25 protein-coding genes are annotated in these 23,780 nt (G+C 38.2%); 10 read left to right on the top strand and 15 right to left on the bottom strand.

All coding sequences use genetic code 11. From position 1 onward, the window contains the following. The first annotated feature begins 29 nt into the window (after nt 1–29). Nucleotides 30–1,223 (top strand): MFS transporter, encoded by a 1,194-nt coding sequence (locus tag ACSVDH_RS02625; protein WP_439253064.1) that lies wholly within the window; start codon nt 30–32, stop codon nt 1,221–1,223. A 229-nt stretch (nt 1,224–1,452) separates the two neighbouring features. Here ACSVDH_RS02625 and ACSVDH_RS02620 read toward each other — a convergent pair whose 3' ends face one another. Beyond that, nucleotides 1,453–1,821 (bottom strand): hypothetical protein, encoded by a 369-nt coding sequence (locus ACSVDH_RS02620; protein ID WP_518617457.1) that lies wholly within the window; start codon nt 1,819–1,821, stop codon nt 1,453–1,455. A 131-nt stretch (nt 1,822–1,952) separates the two neighbouring features. Here ACSVDH_RS02620 and ACSVDH_RS02615 point away from each other — a divergent pair, with 131 nt between their 5' ends. After that, on the top strand, nt 1,953–2,099 hold the full coding sequence (locus ACSVDH_RS02615; RefSeq protein ID WP_439253189.1) for a BH0509 family protein: 147 nt from the start codon (nt 1,953–1,955) through the stop codon (nt 2,097–2,099). A gap of 259 nt (nt 2,100–2,358) precedes the next feature. On the opposite strand, the gene ACSVDH_RS02610 is transcribed toward ACSVDH_RS02615, so the two are convergent. The 3 genes from ACSVDH_RS02610 to ACSVDH_RS02600 are packed head-to-tail and all read right to left on the bottom strand — an operon-like array spanning nt 2,359 to nt 4,013. Further along, nucleotides 2,359–3,180 carry a YihY/virulence factor BrkB family protein gene (locus ACSVDH_RS02610; protein ID WP_299088919.1) on the bottom strand — a complete coding sequence of 274 codons (822 nt, stop codon included), beginning with the start codon at nt 3,178–3,180 and terminating at the stop codon, nt 2,359–2,361. Nucleotides 3,181–3,191: 11 nt separating this feature from the next. Then, the gene (locus ACSVDH_RS02605; protein ID WP_299088918.1) at nt 3,192–3,524 is read right to left on the bottom strand and encodes a YtxH domain-containing protein; all 333 of its coding nucleotides are present in this window, start codon (nt 3,522–3,524) and stop codon (nt 3,192–3,194) included. Between the two features lie 18 nt (nt 3,525–3,542). Then, nucleotides 3,543–4,013 (bottom strand): low molecular weight protein-tyrosine-phosphatase, encoded by a 471-nt coding sequence (locus tag ACSVDH_RS02600; protein ID WP_439253062.1) that lies wholly within the window; start codon nt 4,011–4,013, stop codon nt 3,543–3,545. A gap of 378 nt (nt 4,014–4,391) precedes the next feature. Between ACSVDH_RS02600 and ACSVDH_RS02595 the strand changes: the two genes are divergently transcribed. After that, nucleotides 4,392–4,616, top strand: a complete 225-nt coding sequence (locus ACSVDH_RS02595) for a DUF1128 domain-containing protein (RefSeq protein WP_046589599.1) — start codon at nt 4,392–4,394, stop codon at nt 4,614–4,616. 59 nt (nt 4,617–4,675) lie between these two features. Beyond that, a complete protein-coding gene (locus tag ACSVDH_RS02590; RefSeq protein WP_299088915.1) occupies nt 4,676–4,828 on the top strand; it encodes a hypothetical protein in 153 nt (50 codons plus the stop codon). 44 nt (nt 4,829–4,872) lie between these two features. Here ACSVDH_RS02590 and ACSVDH_RS02585 read toward each other — a convergent pair whose 3' ends face one another. The 5 genes from ACSVDH_RS02585 to ACSVDH_RS02565 form a co-directional block, all read right to left on the bottom strand. Beyond that, a complete protein-coding gene (locus ACSVDH_RS02585) occupies nt 4,873–5,811 on the bottom strand; it encodes an alpha/beta hydrolase (protein ID WP_439253061.1) in 939 nt (312 codons plus the stop codon). Between the two features lie 224 nt (nt 5,812–6,035). Next, on the bottom strand, nt 6,036–6,728 hold the full coding sequence (locus tag ACSVDH_RS02580) for a hypothetical protein (RefSeq protein WP_439253060.1): 693 nt from the start codon (nt 6,726–6,728) through the stop codon (nt 6,036–6,038). Between the two features lie 265 nt (nt 6,729–6,993). Next, the gene (locus tag ACSVDH_RS02575; RefSeq protein ID WP_439253058.1) at nt 6,994–7,476 is read right to left on the bottom strand and encodes a hypothetical protein; all 483 of its coding nucleotides are present in this window, start codon (nt 7,474–7,476) and stop codon (nt 6,994–6,996) included. A gap of 101 nt (nt 7,477–7,577) precedes the next feature. Next, entirely contained in the window at nt 7,578–7,952 is a 375-nt protein-coding gene (locus ACSVDH_RS02570) for a DnaJ family domain-containing protein (RefSeq protein ID WP_439253057.1), read from the bottom strand. A gap of 62 nt (nt 7,953–8,014) precedes the next feature. Further along, complete coding sequence (locus ACSVDH_RS02565; protein ID WP_439253056.1) at nt 8,015–9,907, bottom strand: ABC-F family ATP-binding cassette domain-containing protein; 1,893 nt, start codon at nt 9,905–9,907, stop codon at nt 8,015–8,017. Between the two features lie 140 nt (nt 9,908–10,047). Here ACSVDH_RS02565 and ACSVDH_RS02560 point away from each other — a divergent pair, with 140 nt between their 5' ends. Further along, complete coding sequence (locus tag ACSVDH_RS02560; RefSeq protein ID WP_299088907.1) at nt 10,048–10,251, top strand: YczO family protein; 204 nt, start codon at nt 10,048–10,050, stop codon at nt 10,249–10,251. A gap of 38 nt (nt 10,252–10,289) precedes the next feature. Here the strand turns inward: ACSVDH_RS02560 and ACSVDH_RS02555 are convergent, their stop codons facing one another. Further along, complete coding sequence (locus ACSVDH_RS02555; protein WP_439253055.1) at nt 10,290–10,742, bottom strand: hypothetical protein; 453 nt, start codon at nt 10,740–10,742, stop codon at nt 10,290–10,292. A gap of 177 nt (nt 10,743–10,919) precedes the next feature. Between ACSVDH_RS02555 and ACSVDH_RS02550 the strand changes: the two genes are divergently transcribed. Genes ACSVDH_RS02550 through ACSVDH_RS02540 form a run of 3 tightly spaced genes read left to right on the top strand, consistent with a single transcriptional unit; the run spans nt 10,920 to nt 14,158 of the window. Then, nucleotides 10,920–11,324: a GntR family transcriptional regulator gene (locus ACSVDH_RS02550; RefSeq protein ID WP_299088904.1), complete on the top strand. Its 405-nt coding sequence runs from the start codon at nt 10,920–10,922 to the stop codon at nt 11,322–11,324. After that, nucleotides 11,302–12,204, top strand: a complete 903-nt coding sequence (locus tag ACSVDH_RS02545) for an ABC transporter ATP-binding protein (RefSeq protein ID WP_299088902.1) — start codon at nt 11,302–11,304, stop codon at nt 12,202–12,204. Before ACSVDH_RS02550 ends, ACSVDH_RS02545 begins: the two co-directional genes overlap by 23 nt. Beyond that, complete coding sequence (locus tag ACSVDH_RS02540) at nt 12,179–14,158, top strand: hypothetical protein (protein WP_439253054.1); 1,980 nt, start codon at nt 12,179–12,181, stop codon at nt 14,156–14,158. The genes ACSVDH_RS02545 and ACSVDH_RS02540 overlap by 26 nt, the downstream gene beginning before the upstream one ends. 40 nt (nt 14,159–14,198) lie before the next feature. Here the strand turns inward: ACSVDH_RS02540 and ACSVDH_RS02535 are convergent, their stop codons facing one another. The 5 genes from ACSVDH_RS02535 to ACSVDH_RS02515 form a co-directional block, all read right to left on the bottom strand. Beyond that, on the bottom strand, nt 14,199–14,354 hold the full coding sequence (locus ACSVDH_RS02535) for a hypothetical protein (RefSeq protein ID WP_299088900.1): 156 nt from the start codon (nt 14,352–14,354) through the stop codon (nt 14,199–14,201). Between the two features lie 211 nt (nt 14,355–14,565). Beyond that, nucleotides 14,566–16,026, bottom strand: coding sequence for an alanine/glycine:cation symporter family protein (locus ACSVDH_RS02530; RefSeq protein WP_439253053.1), 1,461 nt, complete (start codon nt 16,024–16,026; stop codon nt 14,566–14,568). Nucleotides 16,027–16,515: 489 nt separating this feature from the next. Continuing rightward, nucleotides 16,516–18,336, bottom strand: a complete 1,821-nt coding sequence (locus ACSVDH_RS02525) for an ABC transporter ATP-binding protein (RefSeq protein ID WP_439253052.1) — start codon at nt 18,334–18,336, stop codon at nt 16,516–16,518. Beyond that, a complete protein-coding gene (locus ACSVDH_RS02520; RefSeq protein WP_439253050.1) occupies nt 18,317–20,047 on the bottom strand; it encodes an ABC transporter ATP-binding protein in 1,731 nt (576 codons plus the stop codon). The genes ACSVDH_RS02525 and ACSVDH_RS02520 overlap by 20 nt, the downstream gene beginning before the upstream one ends. A gap of 239 nt (nt 20,048–20,286) precedes the next feature. Continuing rightward, nucleotides 20,287–21,144, bottom strand: coding sequence for an aldose epimerase family protein (locus tag ACSVDH_RS02515; protein ID WP_439253048.1), 858 nt, complete (start codon nt 21,142–21,144; stop codon nt 20,287–20,289). Between the two features lie 202 nt (nt 21,145–21,346). Between ACSVDH_RS02515 and ACSVDH_RS02510 the strand changes: the two genes are divergently transcribed. Both ACSVDH_RS02510 and ACSVDH_RS02505 read left to right on the top strand, forming a co-directional pair. Further along, a complete protein-coding gene (locus ACSVDH_RS02510) occupies nt 21,347–22,534 on the top strand; it encodes a chromate transporter (protein WP_439253047.1) in 1,188 nt (395 codons plus the stop codon). 202 nt (nt 22,535–22,736) lie between these two features. Continuing rightward, nucleotides 22,737–23,780: an ABC transporter substrate-binding protein gene (locus ACSVDH_RS02505; RefSeq protein WP_439253046.1), complete on the top strand. Its 1,044-nt coding sequence runs from the start codon at nt 22,737–22,739 to the stop codon at nt 23,778–23,780.

The raw sequence follows: 23,780 nt of genomic DNA, 5'->3' as shown, positions 1-23,780 counted from the left end.
AACTACATTAAAAATAAGAGGTATAATATATGACTAAACAGTCTTTGCGTTTTTGGATTCTTGTTTCAATTGTTGGTATATCAGGATTTAGCCAGGGAATGCTTCTTCCGTTAATTGCTGTTATATTTGAAAATAACGGAGTTTCATCAGCTTTAAATGGCTTAAATGCAACGGCATTATATATTGGTATACTTTTAGTATCACCTTTCATGGAATATCCGCTTCGAAAATTCGGCTTTAAGCCAATCATTATTCTTGGTGGCGCGATTGTTGTTGTGTCTCTTGGGTTATTTCCACTTTGGGAATCATTTTGGTTTTGGTTTGTTTTACGGCTATTGATCGGAATTGGCGACCATGCCTTACATTTTGGGACACAGACATGGATTACCTCTTTTTCACCAGAAAGTAAACGGGGCAGAAACATTTCCCTATATGGGTTATTCTTTGGTATTGGCTTTTCGGTGGGGCCCTTAATGACACCGTTAATCGCCATTCATGAAGCATTGCCGTTTATCATCTCTTCTGTGCTTTGCTTTATTGGCTGGGTCTTTCTTTTTCTGTTAAAGAATGATTTTCCAGAACAAACCATCGAGGTAAACACGATGAAGGAATCATTAAAACGGTTTCGACATGCTTTTACATTTGGCTGGGTCGCATTTCTGCCTCCACTAGGGTACGGGTTTTTGGAATCATCCTTGAACGGCAGCTTCCCTGTATACGGCTTACGAATCGGACTTGAAGTCTCAAGCATATCTGTTTTATTATTTTCCTTTGCGATCGGCGCGATTGTGTTCCAGCTGCCGCTTGGTATGCTAAGCGATAAATTTGGCAGAAAAACGATTTTAATGACGATATTATTTGTTGGGGCCATCAGCTTTTCAGCAGCAAGCTTTTTAGAGGAGTCTGTTAGCGCTTTATCCGTTTGCCTCTTTATTGCAGGAATGGCGGTAGGCTCAACCTTTTCATTAGGAATCAGTTATATGACAGACCTAATGCCTAAAGATTTGCTGCCTGCCGGCAATCTGCTATGCGGGGTTGCCTTTAGTGTCGGAAGCTTAGTTGGCCCATATTTAGGCGGGATGTTTATTGAGTACACCGAGGACATCAGCTATTTTCTTATTATCAGCGGTATGCTGTTTGTCATCTTTTTCACCATTACCGCTTATCGACCTAAGAGTCTGCAATCCGAATATAAGCAGGAAAAAGCAACTTCTTTTCAATAAGATTATTGGGGCTGGCATTTGTCAGCTCTTTTTTTAGTATGTGCAGATATTGATTTTTGCTATATATATTGGGGTTTGGCTGATATATTTCGGATTTCCGCCGATATATCCCGGATTTCGCCGATATATCCCGGATTCCGCTGATATATCCCAGATTCCGCCGATATATCCCAGATTCCGCCAATATATTTAGAATTCCGCCGATATATTTCGGATTCCGCCAATATATTTAGAATTCCGCCGATATATTTCGGATTTCGCTGATATATTTCGAATTTCGCCGATATATCCCGGATTTCGCCGATATATCCCGGATTTCGCCGATATATTTCAGATTTCCGCCGATATATCCCGGATTCCGCTGATATATTTCGAATTCCGCCGATATATTTCGGATTTCGCTGATATATTTCAGATTTCCGCCGATATATCCCGGATTTCGCTGATATATCCTGGATTTCGCCGATATATCCCAGACTCCGCCGATATATCCCAGATTCCACCGATATATTTCAGATTTCGCCGATATATCCCGGATCCCGCCGGTATCACTACCTACCAAATACCCTATCCCATCAACTCCCTTCCCTCTATCCACACTTCAATTTCCCTCCACAAAAAAAATTTCCAATAATTCAAAAAAATGATTAACATCTCAAACATTCTGTTATATAATACAATTACAAATAATAAACTGTATCATAACAATAAAGGGAGATGGTTGAAATGATGAACAGGCAAGAACGTAAGAATATGATTGAATTTATCAAAACAATGAAGGAGATTGACAAGGAGACACTTCTTTATATGACTGATGAGGATATTGAGCATATTTATAGTACGGTATATAACAGTTTTATGGAGTTTTCTGAGTAAAAAACGGGATGGCTATTGGATCAATCCAAGAGCCATCCCGTTTTTATTTTAATGGTAGCCGTTTTGACCGTTTGCACTACCGCTTGTTTTATTCTTTGATTTTTGTTTAGAATTTTGCTTTGTATGGCTTCCGCCTTTTTTTGTATGTTTTGTCATCTGATGATCCCCCGCTTTTCATTGGAAGTAAAGACTTGATGTCTTCACTCATTACTATTCCTCAAGGGGGAATGCTGTATAAGTATAAATAACTGGAATTCAATTAAGCTGCATGCTTCCTTTTATATAACAGCGCATTCAGCTCACCGCCTAATATTATGATCATTCCAGATAAATAAAACCAAATCATCAGCACAATAACACCGCCAATGCTGCCATAAGTGGCACTATAATTTGCAAAGTTTGCCACATAATATGAGAACGCTAAGGAGACAGCAATCCAGCCAATTGTTGCCGCAAAAGATCCTGGCAAGCCGTCTTTAATATGTAAATGCTTATTCGGTGCTGCATAGTAAAGAACGGAAAAAACAATAAACAAAATGATTCCGCTGACCAACCATCGCAAGGTATTCCAAATTGTTAAAAATTCATCAGAAAACCCAAAGTTCGAAAAGATAATTAATCCAATTTCCCGGCCAAACACTGGTAATAATAAGGCTACAACGATGACAAACACCATTGCCACTGTAAGTAGGATAGCCATACCGCGCGCTGCAAGAAATGACCTTGTTTCTTCTACATCATAGGCTTTATTAAAAGCCCTAACAATAGCATTGAGTCCATTAGAAGCTGACCAAAGCGTAGCGAGAATCCCGAAAGACAGAAGGCCGCCATTTCTTTGATTGATGATTTGATCTAATGTTTGCTCAATAATCAGCATTGACTGCCCTGGCGCAAAATGCTCAATCGTTCCTAACACTTCATCTTGCGAAATCGGTAAGTAACCGATTAATGTAATCAGGAAAATAAGGAATGGAAACAAGGATAGAAGAAAAAAGTAAGATAGCTGTGCAGCAAGCCCTGCTACCTCATCACTGGTGAATCGCAGGATTAATTCTTTTAGAAATGAGTTTTCCTTTTGCAATTTGCATCACCTCACGATTGTTCTCGTTTTGTCATGAATCGATCCCTTGTCTCTTGTATCATATTGACCACTTGCGGAGTTGTTTCCTTTAGCTCCTTCACCTTTTCATTTACAAAAGAAAGATCATCCGATACTTCCTGAACAATATCTTTTGCTTCATCTATTTTCTTCTTTACATCTGTTGTAAGCGTTGTTGGCTGATCGATATATCCTTTCATTTTAGAAGAGACCTTTTTGCAAGATTGAATGACATCCTCGCGAGTACGTTTGTCCAAAAGTGATACAGCTGCACCAATTACAGCGCCTACAAGCATCCCTGTTAACAGTTTATTCTCGTTTGCCATCTGTTTGTCCCTCCAATTTTAAAAATTGTATATTTTTTTGATTTCTTTTAACAAATTTTCACAGCCTTTTTGCACCATTTCATACACTTCATCAAAATTATCCGTGTAGTAAGGGTCTGGAACATCGGCAATCGGATGGTCTTCGACATAGTCCATAAGACGTGCAATTTTGCCTGTTTGTTTAAAACCTGCTAACCGCCTAATATTCCCTATATTTTCACTATCCATGCCAATAATATAATCGAAGCTTGTTAAGTCCTCTTCCATAAGTTTTCTAGCCTTTTGCCCTTCATAGGAAATATTATTTCTGTCTAAGATCGAACGAGTTCCTTCATGGGGCGGTTTGCCAATATGCCAATTACCGGTTCCTGCTGAATCAACCGCTATTTTTCCTTCCAATCCCTCTTTTTGGATTAAATGTCTCATAATTGCTTCTGCCATTGGGGAACGGCAGATGTTCCCTAAGCAAACAAATAAAATTTTTACCATCTTATCCTCCTATCAAACTTTACCCAAAAATTTATTATTAAAACCGAGATGCTCTTTATTATCATAATCTTTTTTAACACAGTTTTCCTTAAATCAATCTGAAAAGGTGACATGACCAGTCCATTTATAGAATATCCTTGATTAAGCGTATTCAAAGGACAGACTTTTCAAGATCACAATACAATCATGAGGTGGTGGTTTCGGAAGCGTTTAATCAGTGATGTCAATATCTTTCTTTGGAGTTTGCTGTATGTAACAGTTCGAATCAAACGTAAAGCAGGGGTTCCTCATAATTAACAAGTTTTTGTATGCTTATCCGTCATTCATGTTACAATAAACATAATTGTTGAGAAATGGATGAAGAAAGGAGCGAAACATGTGAATCTTACAGAAAAATCGGTTGAAAACGTTGAATACATGATTGAGCAAATTAAAGAAAAGCTACGAGTTCTGAACCTTGGTGCGATCAAGCCTTCACATTTTGACGAAGAAATGTATGAAGAGCTTAAGGATATTTACGAGCATGTGATGAAAAGAAATTCTTTCAGCCCAAATGAAATGCAAGCCATTGCGGAAGAACTTGGGAATCTTCGCAAAAGCTAACATTAACTATTCTGACCTCCCTTAACCCGTCATATGTATGTAAAAAGGGGGAGGTTATGATGTTAGATTGGTGGTTAGCTACTATTAGTTTAGTCGGATTGCTCATCATTTCAATTGGACTTTTTCTTCATACCTTGAAAACAGCAGTCAACGCTGAAGACGCCTACCGAATTGACCCTTTACCTGATGAAAATCGGGAAAATAAAGATTGAAGAAAGAGGCTGCCGAAACAGCCTCTTTCATCTGTTTCTGCAATCTATAAAGTAAGATTAGCATGATCCCGATTGCATACTTCCTCAATATCCTTAATAAATTCAATCACTTTGTTTTCATAGCCTCTCGGATCTGTATTATAGGCTTCCGCATGACCAGCACGAGGCACTAAGTATAATTTCTTGTTCCCTATTTTCCGCTTAAACATATCTATTGTCATTTGCAAGGGTATAAACGAATCTTCCTTACCATGTATGAAAAGAATCGGTGTTTTCGTTTTTTCCAGTCCTTTTATTGGGGAGATATCTGGGAAGCTCCAGCCATGACGAAGTTTTATAAGAAAGCTAACAATATTAATGAGCGGGTATAGCTTAAGCTTTGTATTCATTTTTAGCTTTAGCCTTAAAAGTGATTGAAAATCGCTGAAGGAACAATCGGCAATACAAAAACTTACGCGATGATCACGCTTGCTAATTTCTAATGCAGATGCCGCTCCAAGCGATTCTCCCAGTAAACCAATAAAAGCATTGTCTCCTATTCGCTCTGCTAAATAGTCAATCCATGCTTGTAAGTCATCCTTTTCAAAATAACCGTATGATGTATAGTTCCCGCCGCTCAACCCATGGTACCTATGGTCACATAATAGGACATGGAAGCCTCTTTTCTGAAACATCTTTACATATTTAAAGCTCCCAAACAATGACCATGTAATCCCATGAGCAATGATGATTACTTTTTTGCCTTTTGTCACTGGGAAAAACATTCCATGCAGCTTATACCCATGGTAAGAATCGATAAACAACTCCTCTTTCGGTGTGGCGTGAAAGAGTTGATCATCAAACTCACCCTTCTCTATGCCGAGCTTATAGGTTGTTTCATATGAAAACCGTTTTGGTGAAAGAAGAAGGCGGCAAAGCAAGCCAATAGCCAACAAACTGACGATTGTTACAATCAGAAGCGATAGAAAAAGCCATTGCAGCATCAACTTCTCCTCCCTTCTAGGCTTTTTTATATCTTATTAAAAAGGCCTAAAGGGTGTGAAACTTTTTCTTCTCTAAGTGATAAGAAAAAAATTTGTACTTAGTTTTGGTGTCTAGCTCCAGGCGCCATCAGTGAAGCACAGGACGTGCAAGTGCAGTTAAGAGATAATTTTTAACTGCATCTAGGGTCTAGTCGACGAATGCTAAGCGCCTTTCGCTTTTCTTATTAGATCGTCCATTGATCATGGGCGATGGCAACAAGCTTCCATTCTCCTTTTTCATCCTGTTCAAATACTAAGTTTAATGCCTTCCAATCCATATTCCCATACTCTTCTGTGCCTGCTATATAATATTCAACAGTATGTGAATCGGGAAAAACCTCAGTCAGGTTTCTCTTCAAATTACCTCTTGGTTCCTTTGGATCAAATACAATTTCATCCGCCTGATCAAAGTGATCGTTATAAATATATTTTTGATAATAATCGCTTGGTGTTAACTCTATCGGATCCCCGCTGCCATCCTGGCTCCCCCATGTATAGGTTTGCGAATCTTGGAAAAACCCTTTCATTTTTTCGCTGTCAAACGTAATCGCTTTACCCTCCACATAAATATAAGGGGAAAATAATACACCTTTTTCTGGATGTACATAGCTTGCAAGCTTTTCCCCATTTTTCTCCTTTAAAGCTTGCAATACGTTCTTTGACTTTTCCATAATGATTTCCTTCGGATCAGCTTCAGGTTGATCGTCTTGATTGCCTTCTTCTGGCTCAGTTTCTGAACCTTCCTTCTCACCTTTATTTTCCTCGACTTGCTTATTGTCTTCATCTATTGGTTCATTTACTTGTTCAGCTGCATCCACACATGCAGTAATGGTCATAAACACAGCCAAAAGCATCCATAAAAAAAATGATTTTTTCATTATACCTCTCCTCCTTGTTTTATTTAAAGATAATCCTCATACCAGCACTTTAACCTTTGTACAAGATGTATGTAGAAAAGCATTCCTTCATCACAATTAATTTACCCTAGCCTTTGCAGAGAGAATCTTGAAAAATGCGTAATGATGGGATTGTAAACTCTTTTCTATGCCAATTTTCCTTATCTATTATTAAGTGAAATGTCCTTTATCCCCTGTAAAATGTTCCTTTATAAAGCAACTAAAATAAAAAAAGCAGAAGGTCATATTATGATGCATCTCCTGCTTTTTTCATTGAATAGCTAACTTTATCTATTCCTTTTTGTACACCGTATAAAATAATGGACTTGCCTAAGAAAATAAGCATTAATTGATACCGCTTAAGTCGAACCAATGCACCGATCCCTAAATTCTTAAAAAAATCGAGAACAAAATAACTAAAAAAATAATGCACCATTGCATTAACAAGGAGATATAGCGTAAAGCTTCTGTGAGTCAGCTTCAATATCCAGATCGTGCCGATAAAAAACGGTCCGATAATGAGAGGAAGCTCACCGATTCCAACCGGAAAGATTTTCTCAAAAACCCACCACCATTTTCTTTTTCTAGCTAGGTAGCTTTCTGCTGCTACAAAACAAGACATAAATAAGGATGAAGCCCAATATTTCCTAAATGATCTCCGACCGATCAAAGGAAAGCTTAACCATGGCAAGACCATCAAACCAACTATATACCATTTTGCGTTTTTCAATCCTATCGCACCTTTTTTTTAGTTAGAATGTGCAAAGAATCAAAAAATATCACTCATTTTCCCATTTAATTTTTCTTATCTAAGTATCCTCGGGTCATCCTTTACTTTTTAAAACGATCTAATAGCCTCTCTTTATAAAATGCTGACGCTGGTGAATCAAGGGCTTTCCTTTTGTTTAAGATTGCTTCTAACCTCAGTTGCTTTTCATGCTTTTTCTTAAAAAGTGTCTCCTTTTCATCACTGCTATCACAGGCAGCAAGCAAATCGTCAATTGTCATTAATTCTTCCTTCAAGCGCTCAACATCCTGTAACATATTTGAATTTTTCAATACCTTATAGGCAACGCGAAGATCTTCCGGGATATGTGATAAATCTTCCAGCTTCAGAGGTTTTCCCTGACCTGGCAAATGATTAAACTCTCCCTCTTCAATTGCTTTGCGGATTTTATCTTCAGCAATGATAGAGAAAACATCCATATGATCACGCTCCTTTTTATAAGTATAGCAAAGCAGGAAGGCCTTAAAAATGGCCTTCCTGCTTAATTTTCCTGTTCAATCTCTTCAACAAGCAGGGATAATTCCTCCCAGCGTTCCATTGCTTCTTCTAATTTTTCTTCGATTCGTTCTTGTTCCTTATACAAATCCTGCACTTTGCCAAGATCACTTCCAGCAGCAGCAATTTCCTGCTCAAGCTGCTCTTTTCTTTCCTCCAGGCCGGCGATTTTATCTTCAATTTGCTCCCATTCCTGCTGTTCCTTATAAGAAAGACGTTTTTTCTTCTCCTTTTTATAAGCAGGTTTTTCAGTTGTAACTTCATTTTCCTGTTGCATTTCCTGCAGCTTGCTTGCTTCTAAATAGTCTGTATAGCTCCCTTGAAAGCGGCTTATTTGCCCATCTTTTTCAAATACAAGCAAGTGATCAATGACACGGTCAAGGAAATAGCGATCATGTGATACTGTAAGAACAACGCCTGGAAATTGATCCAGATAATCCTCTAATACACTAAGAGTTTGTGTATCCAGGTCATTTGTAGGCTCATCGAGGAAAAGAACATTTGGCTCTTCCATTAAAACCTTTAATAAATAAAGACGCCGCTTTTCTCCACCGGAAAGCTTGCGGATATATGTCCACTGTGCTGAGCGCGAGAATAAAAAGCGCTCAAGCATCTGTTCAGCTGTGATAACCTGGCCATCAATGGTATGGACAATCTCTGCCGTTTCTTTAATGTACTCTACAACACGAAGATCGCCATCCATTTCTTCATGCTCCTGTGTATAAAAGCCAATTTTCACAGTCGTTCCTACATCAATTGTGCCTTCATCAGCTCGTATTCGACCTGCCATAATATTGAGAAGCGTTGATTTCCCGCTGCCATTTGGCCCAATAATCCCCAGCCTTTCTCCTGGTGTCACCAAATAGCTAAAATCATCGATTAGCTTTTTGCCATCATAGGCTTTCGAAATATGCTCCAGCTCTAATACCTTTTTCCCTAAGCGTACCGAACCAATCGCAAAATCAAGATCCTTGCTTGCAGCCGAACCCTTTTGCTCCTTCAGCTCCTCCACCCGGCCAATTCGCGCCTTTTGCTTTGTCGACCTTGCTTTAGCGCCGCGACGCAGCCATGCAAGTTCACGTCTCAATAAATTTTGTCGTTTTACTTCAGCTTGTTCATCATTGCTTTCTCTTTCCGCCTTCTTTTCAAGAAATACTTCATAATTTCCGGAATATGTGTATAGCTTTCCTTGATCAAGCTCAAAAATTTGATTGGTTACTCGATTTAAAAAATAACGATCATGGGTGATCAGCATGATCGATCCTCTATACTGAGCTAAAAATCCTTCAAGCCATTCAATTGTTTCATTATCAAGATGGTTTGTAGGCTCATCCAATATTAACAAATCTGCTGGCTGAATAAGCGCTTTGGCAATCGCCACACGTTTCTTTTGACCACCAGAAAGATAAGTGGTTTGCTTCGTAAAATCTGTAACACCAAGCTTTGTTAAGACAGTTTTGGCAACCGTATTCGCTTCCCAAGCATCATGCTGGTCCATTTTTTGCTGCATGGCCATGAGTCGCTTTAACTTCATTTCATTTTCAGGATCCTCCTCAAGCTCACTTAATGCTAGCTCATACTCTCTCATGACTTGCATGATCGGAGCATCCCCGTAATAGATTTGTTCTAATACGGTCAATCCTTCCGTCAGCTCTGGATCCTGTGGTAAATATTCAATCCGAATTGAATTTGAATGTGTCAATTCACCGGAATCTGCTGATTCTATTCCGGCAATCACCTTTAATAGAGTAGATTTTCCTGTTCCATTTACACCAATTAAGCCAATTCTCTGCTTGGGCGCGATCGCAAAGGAAATATGATCAAATAAAACTTTATCGCCATATGTTTTATATAAATTTTCAACTTGTAATATACTCATTATTTATCCTATCCTTCTAAAAAGTATGATTCTATTGTATAGCAAAACATTCATTCCATGCTAAAAAAAATGCCCTTGGAATGTTTTTCTTCTATGAAAATGTGGTATTAAGAACTATACACTTTAAGGCGGTGATAGATATGAAAGAAGCAAATAAGCCACAAAGAAAAGAAACAGATCATCCTGAGCAATATAAAACGAAGGAAAAAACATTATTTGAACGCTATGAAAGTGAACAAACGGTAGACCCTATTCCCATGGAGGACCTAAAAAAGGAAAGACGCGAGGAAAAGCAAAAACATAAAACGAAACAAGACTCTGCAAGTGAAGAAAACGATAAATAAAGGGACTGACATCCCAAGTGAGTCCCTTTATCCATCTCTTACGCAATCTCCTTATCCATTTCCTCATAATATGGTTTCAAGGAATGGAAAACCACAGTTTCTACAATAGTAGTATCCATACCCTTTAAAAGAGCTCTGGCATACCGCCAAGCATTTTCTTCAATTCTAAGAGAAATTTTATTTCTTTCAGCCTTGGTCGTACATTCATCGAGCTGATCACATAATTCGACCAGCTCTTGATCCTCGGCATGACCTAATTCATGTGCTGTAACAATCATAAGATAGTCTAAATAATATTGATCTGTCGCAAACAGCTGCACACACTGCTGTTTTATTGTATTAAGATATAAGGTAATCGTATGAGTACCTAGATGATACTTCCCCCCTACAAGGCGTCCATCAGGAAACGTTGATTCTACAACCACGTCGGCTGAAGAACCAGATCGTAGCAAAAGCTGATTGATGACTGATTCAATAACGCTATGCTGCAATGTATTCGTCCCTTCCTTTCAGCTTGATTATCTCTATCTCTTCTTTCCATCATCTCATATTTATGTCTAACATTATATCGTTATTTATCTTTTCATGATATTGATTTTTCCTTTTTTATCCTGTAAAATCAAACTGTATTAATCATATTAATACAGTTAATACGAAGGGGGTTACTTATGTTTCAGTTAGATGTAAGAAGCAGGAAGCCCATTTACGAACAATTAGTCGATAAAATTAAAGAACTCATTATTAATCGCATTTTAAAGCCTGATGAACAGCTGCCATCTGTTAGAATGCTATCAAGTCAATTAACCGTTAATCCTAATACGATTCAGAGAGCTTATCGCGAGCTTGAAAATCAAGGCTTTCTTTATTCGATTAAAGGCAAAGGCAATTTTGTTTCAGCAATTGAACAAATGCCAAATGAAGAAAGGCTGAAAGAATTAAAGACAGATATTAAAAGGTTAATCGCTGAAGCCATCTACCTTGGATTAACAAAGGAAGATTTATATGTACTGTTTCACGAAGCCAATCACCAAACAAAGGGGGTAAACAATAATGATCGAGGTACATTCCGTTAGTAAAAAATACAACAAAAATGATGCTGTCAAGAACCTTTCGCTGACTGTTCATAAAGGTTCGATCTATGGCCTGCTCGGCTCAAACGGTGCAGGGAAAACCTCTCTCTTAAAAATAATTGCAGGAATTAACCGGCAGGATAAAGGAACCATTAAAATTGATGGTGTTTCCGCGTACGAAAACACAGCAATAAAGGAACGTGTTGTCTTTATACCAGATATGTTATATTTTTTCCCACAAATAACCGTTGCCCAAATGGCTGCCCAATATAAAGAATATTATCCGAATTGGAATCAGCAACGGTTTGAACAGCTAAAACCTGCTTTTAATATTGAATTGGGGAGAAAAGTCCACCGCTTATCTAAAGGGATGAAGCGTCAGGTTGCTTTTTGGCTTGCCTTATCTGCAATGCCAGATGTATTAATTTTAGATGAACCGATCGATGGACTTGATCCTGTCATGAGACAAAAAATAAAAAACCTGCTCTTTCAGGATGTTGCAGAGCGTGAAATGACTGTGTTAATTTCCTCACATAATCTTCGTGAAATTGAAGACCTTTGCGATCACGTTGGCATTATGCATAAAGGTCAGATCATTATTGAGAAGGAAATCGATGATCTGAAATCAGATACCCATAAAGTTCAGCTGGCCCTATCTGATCCTACACATGAGGAACATCTCCTGAGCAAGCTGAACATCCTTCATCAAGAAAAAAGAGGCAGCGTACTGCTCCTTATTGTAAAAGGAAAGAAAGAAGAAATTAATAAAGTGATTCATTCAACAGAGATCCTTTTATATGATTTATTGCCTTTAACATTAGAAGAGATATTTATTTATGAAATGGAGGATGTGGGCTATGAAATCGAAAAAATCCTTCTTTAAGATCGGCATTATAAAACAGGATATGAGACAGCACGGCTGGATCAGCTTGATCTATTTTCTATTACTGTTATTCGTCGTCCCACTTGAGCTCATGCAGTTACCATCCAGAGAAAATGTCATATTCGAAGACTATAAAAATTATTTTTTTATTAATACAGAGCTGCAAGTGCTCATCTTGCATTCTATCCCTGTTGCAGCAGGTTTAATTCTATTTCGATACCTTCAAAATGAGGCATCTGTTGACATGGTTCACAGCTTGCCAATTCGCAGAGAGACAATATATTTAAGCCATATTCTAAGCGGATTGCTGTTACTGTTAATCCCAATTATACTCACATCCATTGTCTTATTTTTTGCAACGAATTCAATGAAAGAATTCCACTCGATATTAACAATTCAAGAGCTTCTATCATGGACAGGACTTATGATCTTATTTACGAGCATGTTGTTTATTTTTACCGTTGCCGTTGGAATGATAACGGGAATGTCAAGTGCACAGGCTGTATTGACGTATATTTTTCTATTTTTACCTCTTGGACTGGTAACACTAGTAAACTATAATTTATCTCTTTTACTATTTGGCTATTCAGCTTTTTATATTGAGCAAAAATTAACTTACTTGTCTCCCTTTATGCGTTTTATTGAATTATGGACTACTTCGGAGCCTTTCACTATCTTAGAGGTTGTTATTTATGTCATTTTAACGATTGGTTTCTTCTTAATTGGTATTGGTCTTTACAAAGCAAGACATTTGGAAAAAGCAACAGAAGTAATTGCCTTTCCCATATTAAAGCCTGCGTTTAAATACGGGGTAACATTTTGCAGCATGATCTTTGGCGGCTCTTATTTCTCCGCTGCCGGGTCCCTTCATTGGAATTGGATCATCTTTGGTTATTGCATTGGAGCATTACTAGGTTATGTAATTGCTGAAATGATACTTCAAAAATCATGGAGAATCTTCCATTTCCGACTGTTTACAGGTTTTATTTGCTACAGCATCATTTTTATTTTGCTATTCGTTGGAATAAAAACAGATATTATAAACTATGAAAAGAAGCTGCCGCAAATGGACCAAATTAGTGAAGTATCTTTTGGAAATAAATACGAACTGCAGGATCAGTTGCTGAAAGGCGCAGATATTTACTCAGATTCTAAGCTTTATATTCAGGATGTTCGAAATTTGCATAAGTACATGATCAGTCAGCAGGAATTGATTGAGGGCTTAACGAATGAAATCGGTATCCAGGAAATCATGATATCCTACAGATTAAATAATGGAAAGCTATTTACACGAGAATACAAACTACCGGCAAATCTCATGGTGGATCAGTTAAAACCAGTAATGGAGGCGGAGGATTATAAAATAAACCTCCCTGAATATACACAATTACATGAGGACATTACAGCCATTCGCGTAATCCCAAATGGACCGGCTGGATCATTCGTAACGATTACAGATTCAAAGGAAATTACCGAGCTTACAAGCATCCTCAAAAAGGAACTTCTCTCACAAACCTTTGAGGAACTCACAAGTCCGGTAAGTCCATGGGGATATTTTGAGCTTTCAACAAAATCAATCAAAGACAGACACCAATATGAAGGATATTCAATTAGCTGGAAGAAATCATATGATGACACTTCAGCTTGGCTTGATCAACACGGCTATTTAGATGATGCTCGAATAACTAGCAATGAAATCGCAAAGGCTGAAATCACGAAAATAAACAAGAATGAAACACAGGAATACTACAGTCCAGATGAACTTTTTAGGTTAGGTGAACAACCTATTAGAATTGACGATCAGAAAATCATTTCAACACTTCTAGAGAATTTCACCGACATTTCAGAAAATCAAATGTATTTTATTAAATTTACGTTAAAAGACGGAAATGAATGGTTTGGAGCTATTCCTGAAAATAGTGTTCCAGATGAGGTGAAAAATAAATTGAATTGATTTTACAAGGCTGACCCTTATTTGTGGTCAGCCTTTTTACCTATTTTTTATTTACTTGTTTTCCGCTCTTCTTTTGACTTTGATGACTGCTATTCCCAATTTGCATATCACTGCCTAATTCAATATCATTTCTTCCACTTTGTTTTGCTAATTGCTGACTTGTTTGATTTTCATTTTGTTTTCCTTGCTTAGACATGATATTACCTCCTTTTTATTTCTTTTTTAATATGTACATTTAAAGGAAGTTTATTTCAATCCTTCACAGCAATTAAAAGGGGCTGTCCGTAAAGTAACTTTTCAACCCAATCTTGAAAAAAGGAAAACCCAAGAATGCTGTATATATCAACATTCTTGGGTTTTAATTTTGAGTTATACTACACTATAATGGACTTTTCAGCCCCTTTTGATTAAGACGCTTGATCTTGATCTGATTCCTTCTTATATTCCTTTTCCCAAAAGTCTGCATTTTTGATTCCTAATGCTTTAGGGTTAAATACAGGATCTAATCCTTGCTTTCTTTGTTGTTCGTAATCCTTTAATGCCACTAAGGCCGGTTTTGCCAAGAATACAATCGCGATAATATTGAGCCAAACCATTAGCCCTAATCCGGCATCCCCTAATGCCCAAGCTAATGCAGCCGTTTTTACAGCCCCATAGAAGGATGCTGCGATAATGACCAGTTTTAGGAAAAATGCTGCCACTTTCATATTTTTGCCACGCGCGAGATAGGCAATATTTGTTTCTGCAATATAGTAATAAGCCATAATCGTTGTAAAGGCAAAGAAGAATAATGCTACCGCAACAAATCCTGCTCCGAATCCCGGAAATACAGAATCGATAGCAGCTTGTGTAAAGCCCGGGCCCTCTACCTCTTCCCCTAAATTATTGACAATGAACGAGCCATCTTCCGCTTGCGTATTATACATTCCCGTAATTAAGATCATAAATGCTGTTGCGGAACAGACAAGCAATGTATCAATATAGATTGAGGCTGCTTGTACTAATCCTTGCTTTGCAGGGTGAGAAACCTCAGCAGCTGCAGCGGAATGCGGCCCAGTACCTTGACCTGCTTCATTAGAGTATAAACCGCGCTTTACTCCCCATGAAATGGCCATCCCGATAATCCCGCCAAAGGCAGAATCTAAAGCAAATGCACTTCTAAAAATAAGTGAAATAACTGCAGGTAATTCTGAAATATTCATAAGTACAATCGCAATAGATAATAAAATATAGCCTAAAGCCATAAATGGCACTATAATTTGCGCAGCATTTGCAATCCGCTTAACACCGCCAAAAATAATGAAAGCTAATAAAAGAACAATAACTAAACCGGTTATAGCGGGAGAGATGCCAAACGCATTTTCCACACTTATGGCAATTGAATTGGCTTGAACACCAGGCATTAATATAGCCATTGCAACAATTGCAGCAAAGGCAAAAAGCACCGCAAACCATTTGATTCCTAGCCCTTTTTCAATATAATAGGCAGGCCCCCCGCGATACTGCCCATCTTGCTTTTCTTTGTAAATTTGCCCCAATGTCGACTCAATATAAGAGGTAGACGCACCTAGAAAGGCAATTGCCCACATCCAAAATACCGCACCAGGCCCACCAAAGGCGATGGCAGTCGCAACACCAGCTATATTACCTGTTCCAACACGTCCAGATAACGCCATTGAAAGTGCTTGGAAGGAGGATACACCGGCTTCTGAGCTTTTGCCCTGAAACATGAGCCTCACCATTTCTTTCACATGCCTTACTTGTAAAAATCGCGTTAAAAAAGAAAAAGCTAATCCCACGATAATTAATATGTAAATTACCGGTGTACTCCAAAGAATTTCATTTAAGCTAGTAACAAATTGTTCCAAATGCTTTACCCCCTTGTCATAAATATTAGAATTTTCTATCTTTTAAAATTATAATCAATATGTTTCTATAACACAATAGCGATGTTAGGAAATCTCACATTTCATTTTTTTATAAAAAAAATATTTGAGAAATTAGGTAATCTACCTTTTAAAACAATACATATACCGGATAGTATGAAATTATATAAATATAATAATTTTATTTATCCCCTCCTATATTAGTATAATCAATTAAAGGATTACTATATTAAAGGATCAGTTAGGATTGCTGTTGATTTCTAATCCATATTCGTTTTCCAAGGGATTCTCTACTGTTGCTCTATTTTGCACAAATATGTTCCTGCTAACTTATAAAACTTTAAAATTTATCTTTAGGTTTACAACAGAACCTAAAAAAAATAGCGTGTGACAATTCACACGCCATTTAATAGGTCCTTTTATTTTTTTGCCCACAAAAAAGGAATCCCCAACCTTTATGATAAACACCTTTTATAACCGATGATGAAGCTCATAATAATAGCCCTTCTGCTCTAATAATTCATCATGTGTACCGCTCTCGATAATTCTGCCGTCTTTCAACACAAGGATTTTATCCGCTTTTTGAATCGTATTAAGACGGTGTGCAATTACAAAGGTTGTTCGCCCCTTCATTAGACGGGTTAATGCTTCTTGAATCCGCAATTCAGTCACTGTATCGATGCTGCTTGTCGCCTCATCTAAAATAAGAATTTTCGGATCAGCAAGCATAGCTCTTGCAATTGCGAGAAGCTGTTTTTGACCATGGCTAATTCCGCTGCCATCATGTGTAATCATTGTTTCATATTGATCTGGTAGTTTACGAATAAACGAATCTGCATTTGCTGACTTTGCAGCTTCTATAACCTCCTCATCTGTGGCATCTAATCTTCCATAGCGGATATTCTCTAAAATCGTTCCCTGAAAAAGGAAGGTGTCCTGCAAGACAAAAGCCATTTGCTTTCGCAGCTGATCACGACTAATCTGATTTATATTGATTCCATCAATGGTGATTCGTCCTTCACTTACATCATAGAAGCGGGAGATCAGATTAATCACCGTTGTTTTTCCAGCACCAGTTGGTCCGACTAAGGCAATTGTTTCGCCAGGGGAAGCACGGAAGCTTAACTGCTCCACTGTTTGTCGCTCCTCTTTTTCTTCATATGAAAAGGATACATTTGCAAAGACGACCTCCCCTTTTATCGAAGGAAGCTGAACCATGTTTGTTCCCGCATCTTTTTCTTCTGATTCATCAAGAATATCAAACACTCTTTCCGCCCCGGCAATGGCTGATAAAAGGGTATTAAATTGGTTGGCTAAATCATTAAGCGGCCGGGTAAATTGTCTGGCATACTCAGCAAAGATGACCATCACACCGATCGTTACCATGCCATTTAACGCCAAGATTCCCCCAATCCCTGCAATAATAGCAAAGCTGAGATTATTTAACATATTCATAACCTTAGGAATAAAGCCTGAAATCGTTTGTGCCCAAAAGCCTGATAGCTTTAAGTTATTGCTTTTTTCAACAAAACCTGCGATTACTTTTTCCTCTTGAGAATAGGCTTTAATCATTTTCTGTCCTGAGATGACCTCTTCAATAAACCCATTCAATTCTCCGAGGTTTTGCTGCTGCTTTTTAAAGAGCTTGCCTGTACGTCTTGTAATCCACTTCATTCCAAGTACCATCAATGGAATAATTAACATCGTGATGACTGTAAGAAGCGGACTCAGCATGATCATAACAGCCACTGTACCAATCAGTGTTAAGACACTTGAGAAAATTTGAATAACCGAACTGTTTAACGTTGAGCTCACATTTTCAATATCATTTGTTACCCGGCTCATCAGTTCACCATGCTGCCTTTTATCAAAAAAGGAGATTGGCAGTTTATGAAGATGATGAAAAAGGTCTGTTCTCATTTGATTGACAGTATATTGTGAAATGCCGATCATCCAAAAATTTTGTAAAAACAAGGATAGAGAATGGAAGGCAAACACAGCAACAAGGCTAATTAATAAAAGAAGCAGCCCCTGATGACCTGGAGTAATATTATACTCATCGATCGTCTTTCCAATTAAGTACGGTCCTAACAGCCCTAGACCTGAGCTTGCAATAACCATGAATATTACCAAAATAAACTGAGCACGTTTTTCCGCTAAATAGGCCCATAATCTCTTGATTGTTTTCATACCGTTTTTTAAGCCGGTCTTCGGCTTGTTGGTTGACTTGACATCATGTTCTTCGACTATGATTCTTTCATATTTAAATGGACTAGTTAGTTGCTTTAACATCGGAAAGTTCCCCCATCATCTGAGAATGATAGATTTTTTGATAAAGAGAAGAGGTTTTTCTTAACTCATCATGACTGCCCTCTGCGATCAACACCCCATCATCTAAAAGCAAGATGCGATCCGCTTCTTTTGCAGAACTCACCTTCTGTGTGATTAAAAACGTTGTGCATGTGTATTTACGTAAAGCGGTTAACAGCTTTCTTTCCGTTTTTGCATCCAATGCGCTCGTACTATCATCTAATAAAAGCAGTTTTGGCTTGCGAACTAATGCCCTCGCAACCGTCAGTCTCTGCTTTTGACCACCTGAAAGATTGACACCCTTTTGACCAATCCTTGTTTCATATTGGTTAGGTAATTTTTCAATCGTATCATGAATTTGCGCAGCTTTTGCTGCTTCAATAATCTCTTCTTTCGATGCATCCTCCTTCCCCCACTCAATGTTTTCCTTAACTGAACCGGTAAAAAGGACTGCTTCCTGTGGAACTAAACCAATCTGATCACGGAGATTTTTCATGCTTAAAGAATTAATTGGGGTATGATCAATGTAAATGGTACCTGAATCCACTTCATATAGCCGTGGCAACAGCTGAAAAAGCGAGGACTTCCCTGATCCTGTTCCACCCATTATCGCGATTGTTTCTCCCGGAAAAGCTGTAAAAGAGATATCCTTCAGAACAACCTGATCCGTTCCAGGGTACGTAAAGGAAACATGATCAAAGGTTACTCTTCCTTGTTTAAACGTAAAGGTTTCTTTATCCAGTTCTGACTTGATGTCTGTTTCTAAAACCTCAGAAATCCGGGAAGCGGATGCTTGTGAGCGTGATAGAAACATTACAATGAATGAAAACATGGATAACGCTGAAGTGATTCGGAAGCCGTAGTTTATCATAGCAACCACTTCCCCTACCTGAACGTTTCCGCTTATGACCTGTGACCTGCCATTCCATAAGATAAAAAGGATGGCCATATTCATAATGAATAATAAAATAGGCATGGAGGTTTCAATCATCCGTAAAGCTGTAATCGTTGAATCCCGCAAAGAATCTGTTGCATGTGAAAAACGGTTGATTTCGTGGTTTCTCCTTACATACGCCTTGACCAATCTCATGCCAATTAAATTTTCTCTTAACACATCATTTACATTGTCCAGCTTTGACTGAACTTTTTTAAATAAATGGCTGCCCTTTTTCATGATCCAAATGAGCATCACAATAAGAACCGGAATAACAACGGCAAAAATACTAGCTAGGAAAGGGCTGACGAAAAATGACATAACGACAGAACCGATGACAAGAAGGGGTGCTCGCAACATAATTCTTAGTCCCATAAACAATGTATTTTGCAGCTGTGTTATGTCATTTGTCATTCTTGTAATCAGGGATGCTGCAGGAAAATGACTTAAATGTTCAAAGGAAAATTCCTGCACCTTAACAAAAAGCTGTTTTCGAACATCAAAACCGAAGCTTTGGCTGACATGTGCGGCATAAAACGAGTTAATCATCCCTGAAGCAAAAGCAACAAGTGAAATCCCTGTCATCACTCCGCCCCACACCATAACTGTAGAAAAATCTTCTTTTAAGATCCCTTCATCAATTATTTTTGCCATCAAAAGCGGATGAAGGAGTTCAACTGCTAATTCAATGAGCATCAATGATAGCGCAATTGCCACAGAAAAACGATAAGGCTTTAGAAATGAGCTAAACTTAAACATTTGACATCCTCCAAGCAAATAGTCACAACCAACAAGCATATGTTAGTAAATAATTAATTAAGTTAATTAATTACCTAAGAAAGGGTTTACATTTTAATATTTTAAATGATTACCGACTTTTTTATTAGTTTACCAGTAAATGCTTGATATGCCGAGCAGAATGCCTGAATCATGCAGCTTTTTTATTCCACAAAAAAGCTGCAGCCATCAACCGGTATAAGATGGTGCAGCAAGGTCCCTTATATAGCGATACTCACTTTTGTATGGAGGGCTTTTCCAGATTCAATCATCGTTAATTCGTCCACTCTGTTCAATTCATCTGTTTTCGCCATCCACGGTTCCACACAGACAAATCCCTGACCTGCTTCAGACCAGAGAACAATATAAGGAAATTCCTTCCCAAAGTTCATTGTTACATATTTTCCAATTTCGTCGAGATAAAAACGAACAGAGTCTGTGCTTGTTTTAAATACATACGACTCCTTTTGATTAATGGTCACAGTCTTTTCTAACACCTTTGTTTTCATGTCATTATAATCAAGATATTCCGTTGCATCTGTTTCAAGCTTTAACTGTTTTGACTTTGTTTTAAAATACGGATGGAAGCCGGCATAGATCGGCATGCTTTTTGACGATTTATTTTGATAAGTTTGCTCAATGATCAGCTCATTCTCTCGCAAAATATAAGTAAACAGTAATTCAAAATCAAATGGATATGAGCTTAATGTTTCTTTATTGCTTTCAAGCTTCAGGCTTATCGAGGACTCATCTTTCTCTGTTCTTATTTCACCTACAGTCCATGGCAGGTCACGGGCAAAGCCGTGGTTTTTCATTTTATATGTTTTTCCTTCCCACTTATATTCACTATTTGTTAACTGGCCGGAAATCGGAAATAGAATCGGAATCCCGCCGCGAATATTTTTTTCTTTATTTTGTAATGTTTCCTCATTCATAAATAGCAATTCTTCGCCATTTATCCCTAAGCTTGTAATAATTCCGCCTCGTTCCGGGACAACCTTTAGCCAGGAAGTATTCTTTTCATTTCGCAGTTCAATAACAGTTAGGTTTCCTTCATTGTATTCGTTATGTATATACATTTTCATATGCTCCTTTTTCTTTTTATGTCTACTATACAGATATTGCCTTATGATCGCCAGTATCCGATGTCGGAAGTCTTGGTTTTTTTATGTTGAAATGCATTGTCAACCTGCTATACTAACACTTGAAAAAATCCGTAAATATTTCGCCACAATGGAGGCGCAAAAGCCTACAAATTTTTCAAGGAAAAAGGAGGGTACCATGAACAAAAATACACTAAGTTTTAAAATGCTATTAGAAATCCTCATCGTTTCCACCAGGCTTGGTTTTACGTCATTTGGAGGTCCTATTGCACACTTAGGCTACTTTCATGAGGAATACATCCGCAGAAGGAAATGGATGGATGAAAAAAGTTATGCAGATTTAGTTGCCCTGTGTCAATTTCTTCCCGGTCCTGCCAGCAGCCAGGTTGGAATTGGAATTGGTGTAATGCGTGCAGGAGTGTTAGGAGGAATTACGTCATTTATCGGGTTTACCCTCCCTTCTGTTGTTGCACTTATACTGTTTGCCCTCATTCTTCAAGGATTAAAGATCGGAGATGCCGGTTGGATCCATGGGTTAAAAATCGTTGCTGTTGCTGTCGTTGCCCATGCCATTTTAGGGATGGCCCAAAAATTAACCCCGGACCTTAAGCGAAAAGCAATTGCGTTATTTGCACTGGTAGTTACCCTGCTATGGCAAACAGCTTACACACAAGTTGCGGTTATTTTAATAGCAGGCTTCATAGGATTTCTTCTTTATAAGCAACAAAAAGATGATGATTCGACTCCGATGAACTTTCCTGTTTCTCGTCGGTTTGCGATCATTTGTTTAGGATTATTTTTCGGATTACTATTTCTTTTGCCAATTTTGAGTGAGATAACGTCACTAAGCTGGATTGCGATGTTTGATAGCTTTTATCGTTCCGGTTCATTGGTTTTTGGCGGAGGACATGTTGTTCTTCCTTTACTTGAAAGGGAATTTGTTCCTACCGGCTGGTTAAGCGAAGAGGCCTTCCTTGCCGGGTATGGTGCAGCACAGGCCGTTCCTGGTCCATTATTTACGTTTGCTGCTTATATCGGCGCGGTGATTAACGGCTGGCAAGGAGGATTATTAGCTACATTTGCGATTTTCTTACCAGCATTTCTGCTGATTTTAGGATCCCTCCCTTTCTGGAACGACTTGCGAAGCAACCCTGCGATAAAAGGGGCATTAATGGGTGTAAATGCAGCTGTTGTTGGGATCTTAATCGCTGCCTTTTATCAACCGATTTGGACGAGCACAATTATGACGCCTATTGATTTTGCTTTTGCGGCAATTTTATTCAGTATGCTTGTTTTTTGGAAGCTTGCACCTTGGATCATCGTTGTTGCAGGTGCAGTTGGCGGCTGGCTTCTATCGTATCTATAGGTTTTTTATTCAGACTGTCTATTATAGGACAGTCTATTTTGTTAGATTTCTTTCATCCTCTTAATACTTTCATTTACATAGATTTAACAAAATCACTACTTTTCATTAAACCTAACTTAATAAATAATCAATAGACTAGTACCTAACAGATTATTATGAATTTTTTCTATCATCTCTTTTTTATACTTAGGAGGAACGTATTATGCAATCGATCCGAAAAACATTGAGCTTTCTGCTGATGCTCATGCTTTTAGCAGCTTGCGGCAATCAATCCGAAACAACAGGTTCATCATCTGAAGCAAATGAAAAAACCGAGCAAACAGCCATTGAAGGAGATCTTTCCTTCTACACGTCACAACCTGATGAAGATGCGCAAAAGCTTGTAGATGCTTTTAAAGAAAAATACCCGGACGTCAATGTCGAGATTTTCCGTTCAGGAACTGAAGAGGTTGTAAGCAAAATTCAAGCCGAAAACCAAGCTGGTGATGTACAAGCTGATGTTTTATTAGTAGCCGATGCGGTAACATTTGAGAGTTTAAAGAGCCAGGATCTGCTATTATCCTATCAATCGAAAGAAGCTAGTGAAATCCCCGAAAGCTTTATTGATAAGGATGGCATGTATACAGGTACAAAGGTAATGGCAACCATCTTAGCTGTTAACACAGAAAAGGTTAAGGAGTTACCAGACTCATGGAGTGTTTTAACTTCTAAAGAGGCAAGCGGTCAGAGCATTATGCCAAGTCCGTTATATTCCGGTGCTGCAGCCTATAATTTAGGTGTATTTACAAGAAATGATGAATTCAATTGGGCGTTTTATGAGCAGCTAAAGGATAATGATGTCATGATCACAGAAGGAAACGGTGCTGTCCAACAAGCCGTTGCAGCTGGAGAAAAATCTTATGGAATGGTGGTTGATTTCATCATTGCCCGTGCAAAAGCGGAAGGGTCGCCAATCGATCTTGTTTATCCAAAAGAAGGTGTACCGGTCATTACTGAACCAATTGCCATCATGAAAAATACGGATAATGAAGCTGCCGCTAAAGCGTTTGTAGACTTCGTGCTTTCTGAGGAAGGGCAGCAGCTTGCAGCAGAAATTGGCTACACACCAATTCGTAAAGGAATCGAAGCACCAGAAGGTCTTAAAACAATTGAAGAGATGAAGGTGTTAGAGGCAGAATTAAATGAGCTATATCAAGCGCGTGAGAAAGACAAAGAAGAATTCAGCAGCTTGTTTGGCGATCAATAA

The organism is Metabacillus sp. Hm71, from assembly GCF_051842955.2.
GTDB lineage: Bacteria > Bacillota > Bacilli > Bacillales > Bacillaceae > Metabacillus.
Note: the sequence above shows the minus strand (reverse complement) of the source record. Positions and strands in the feature narration are given on the sequence as shown.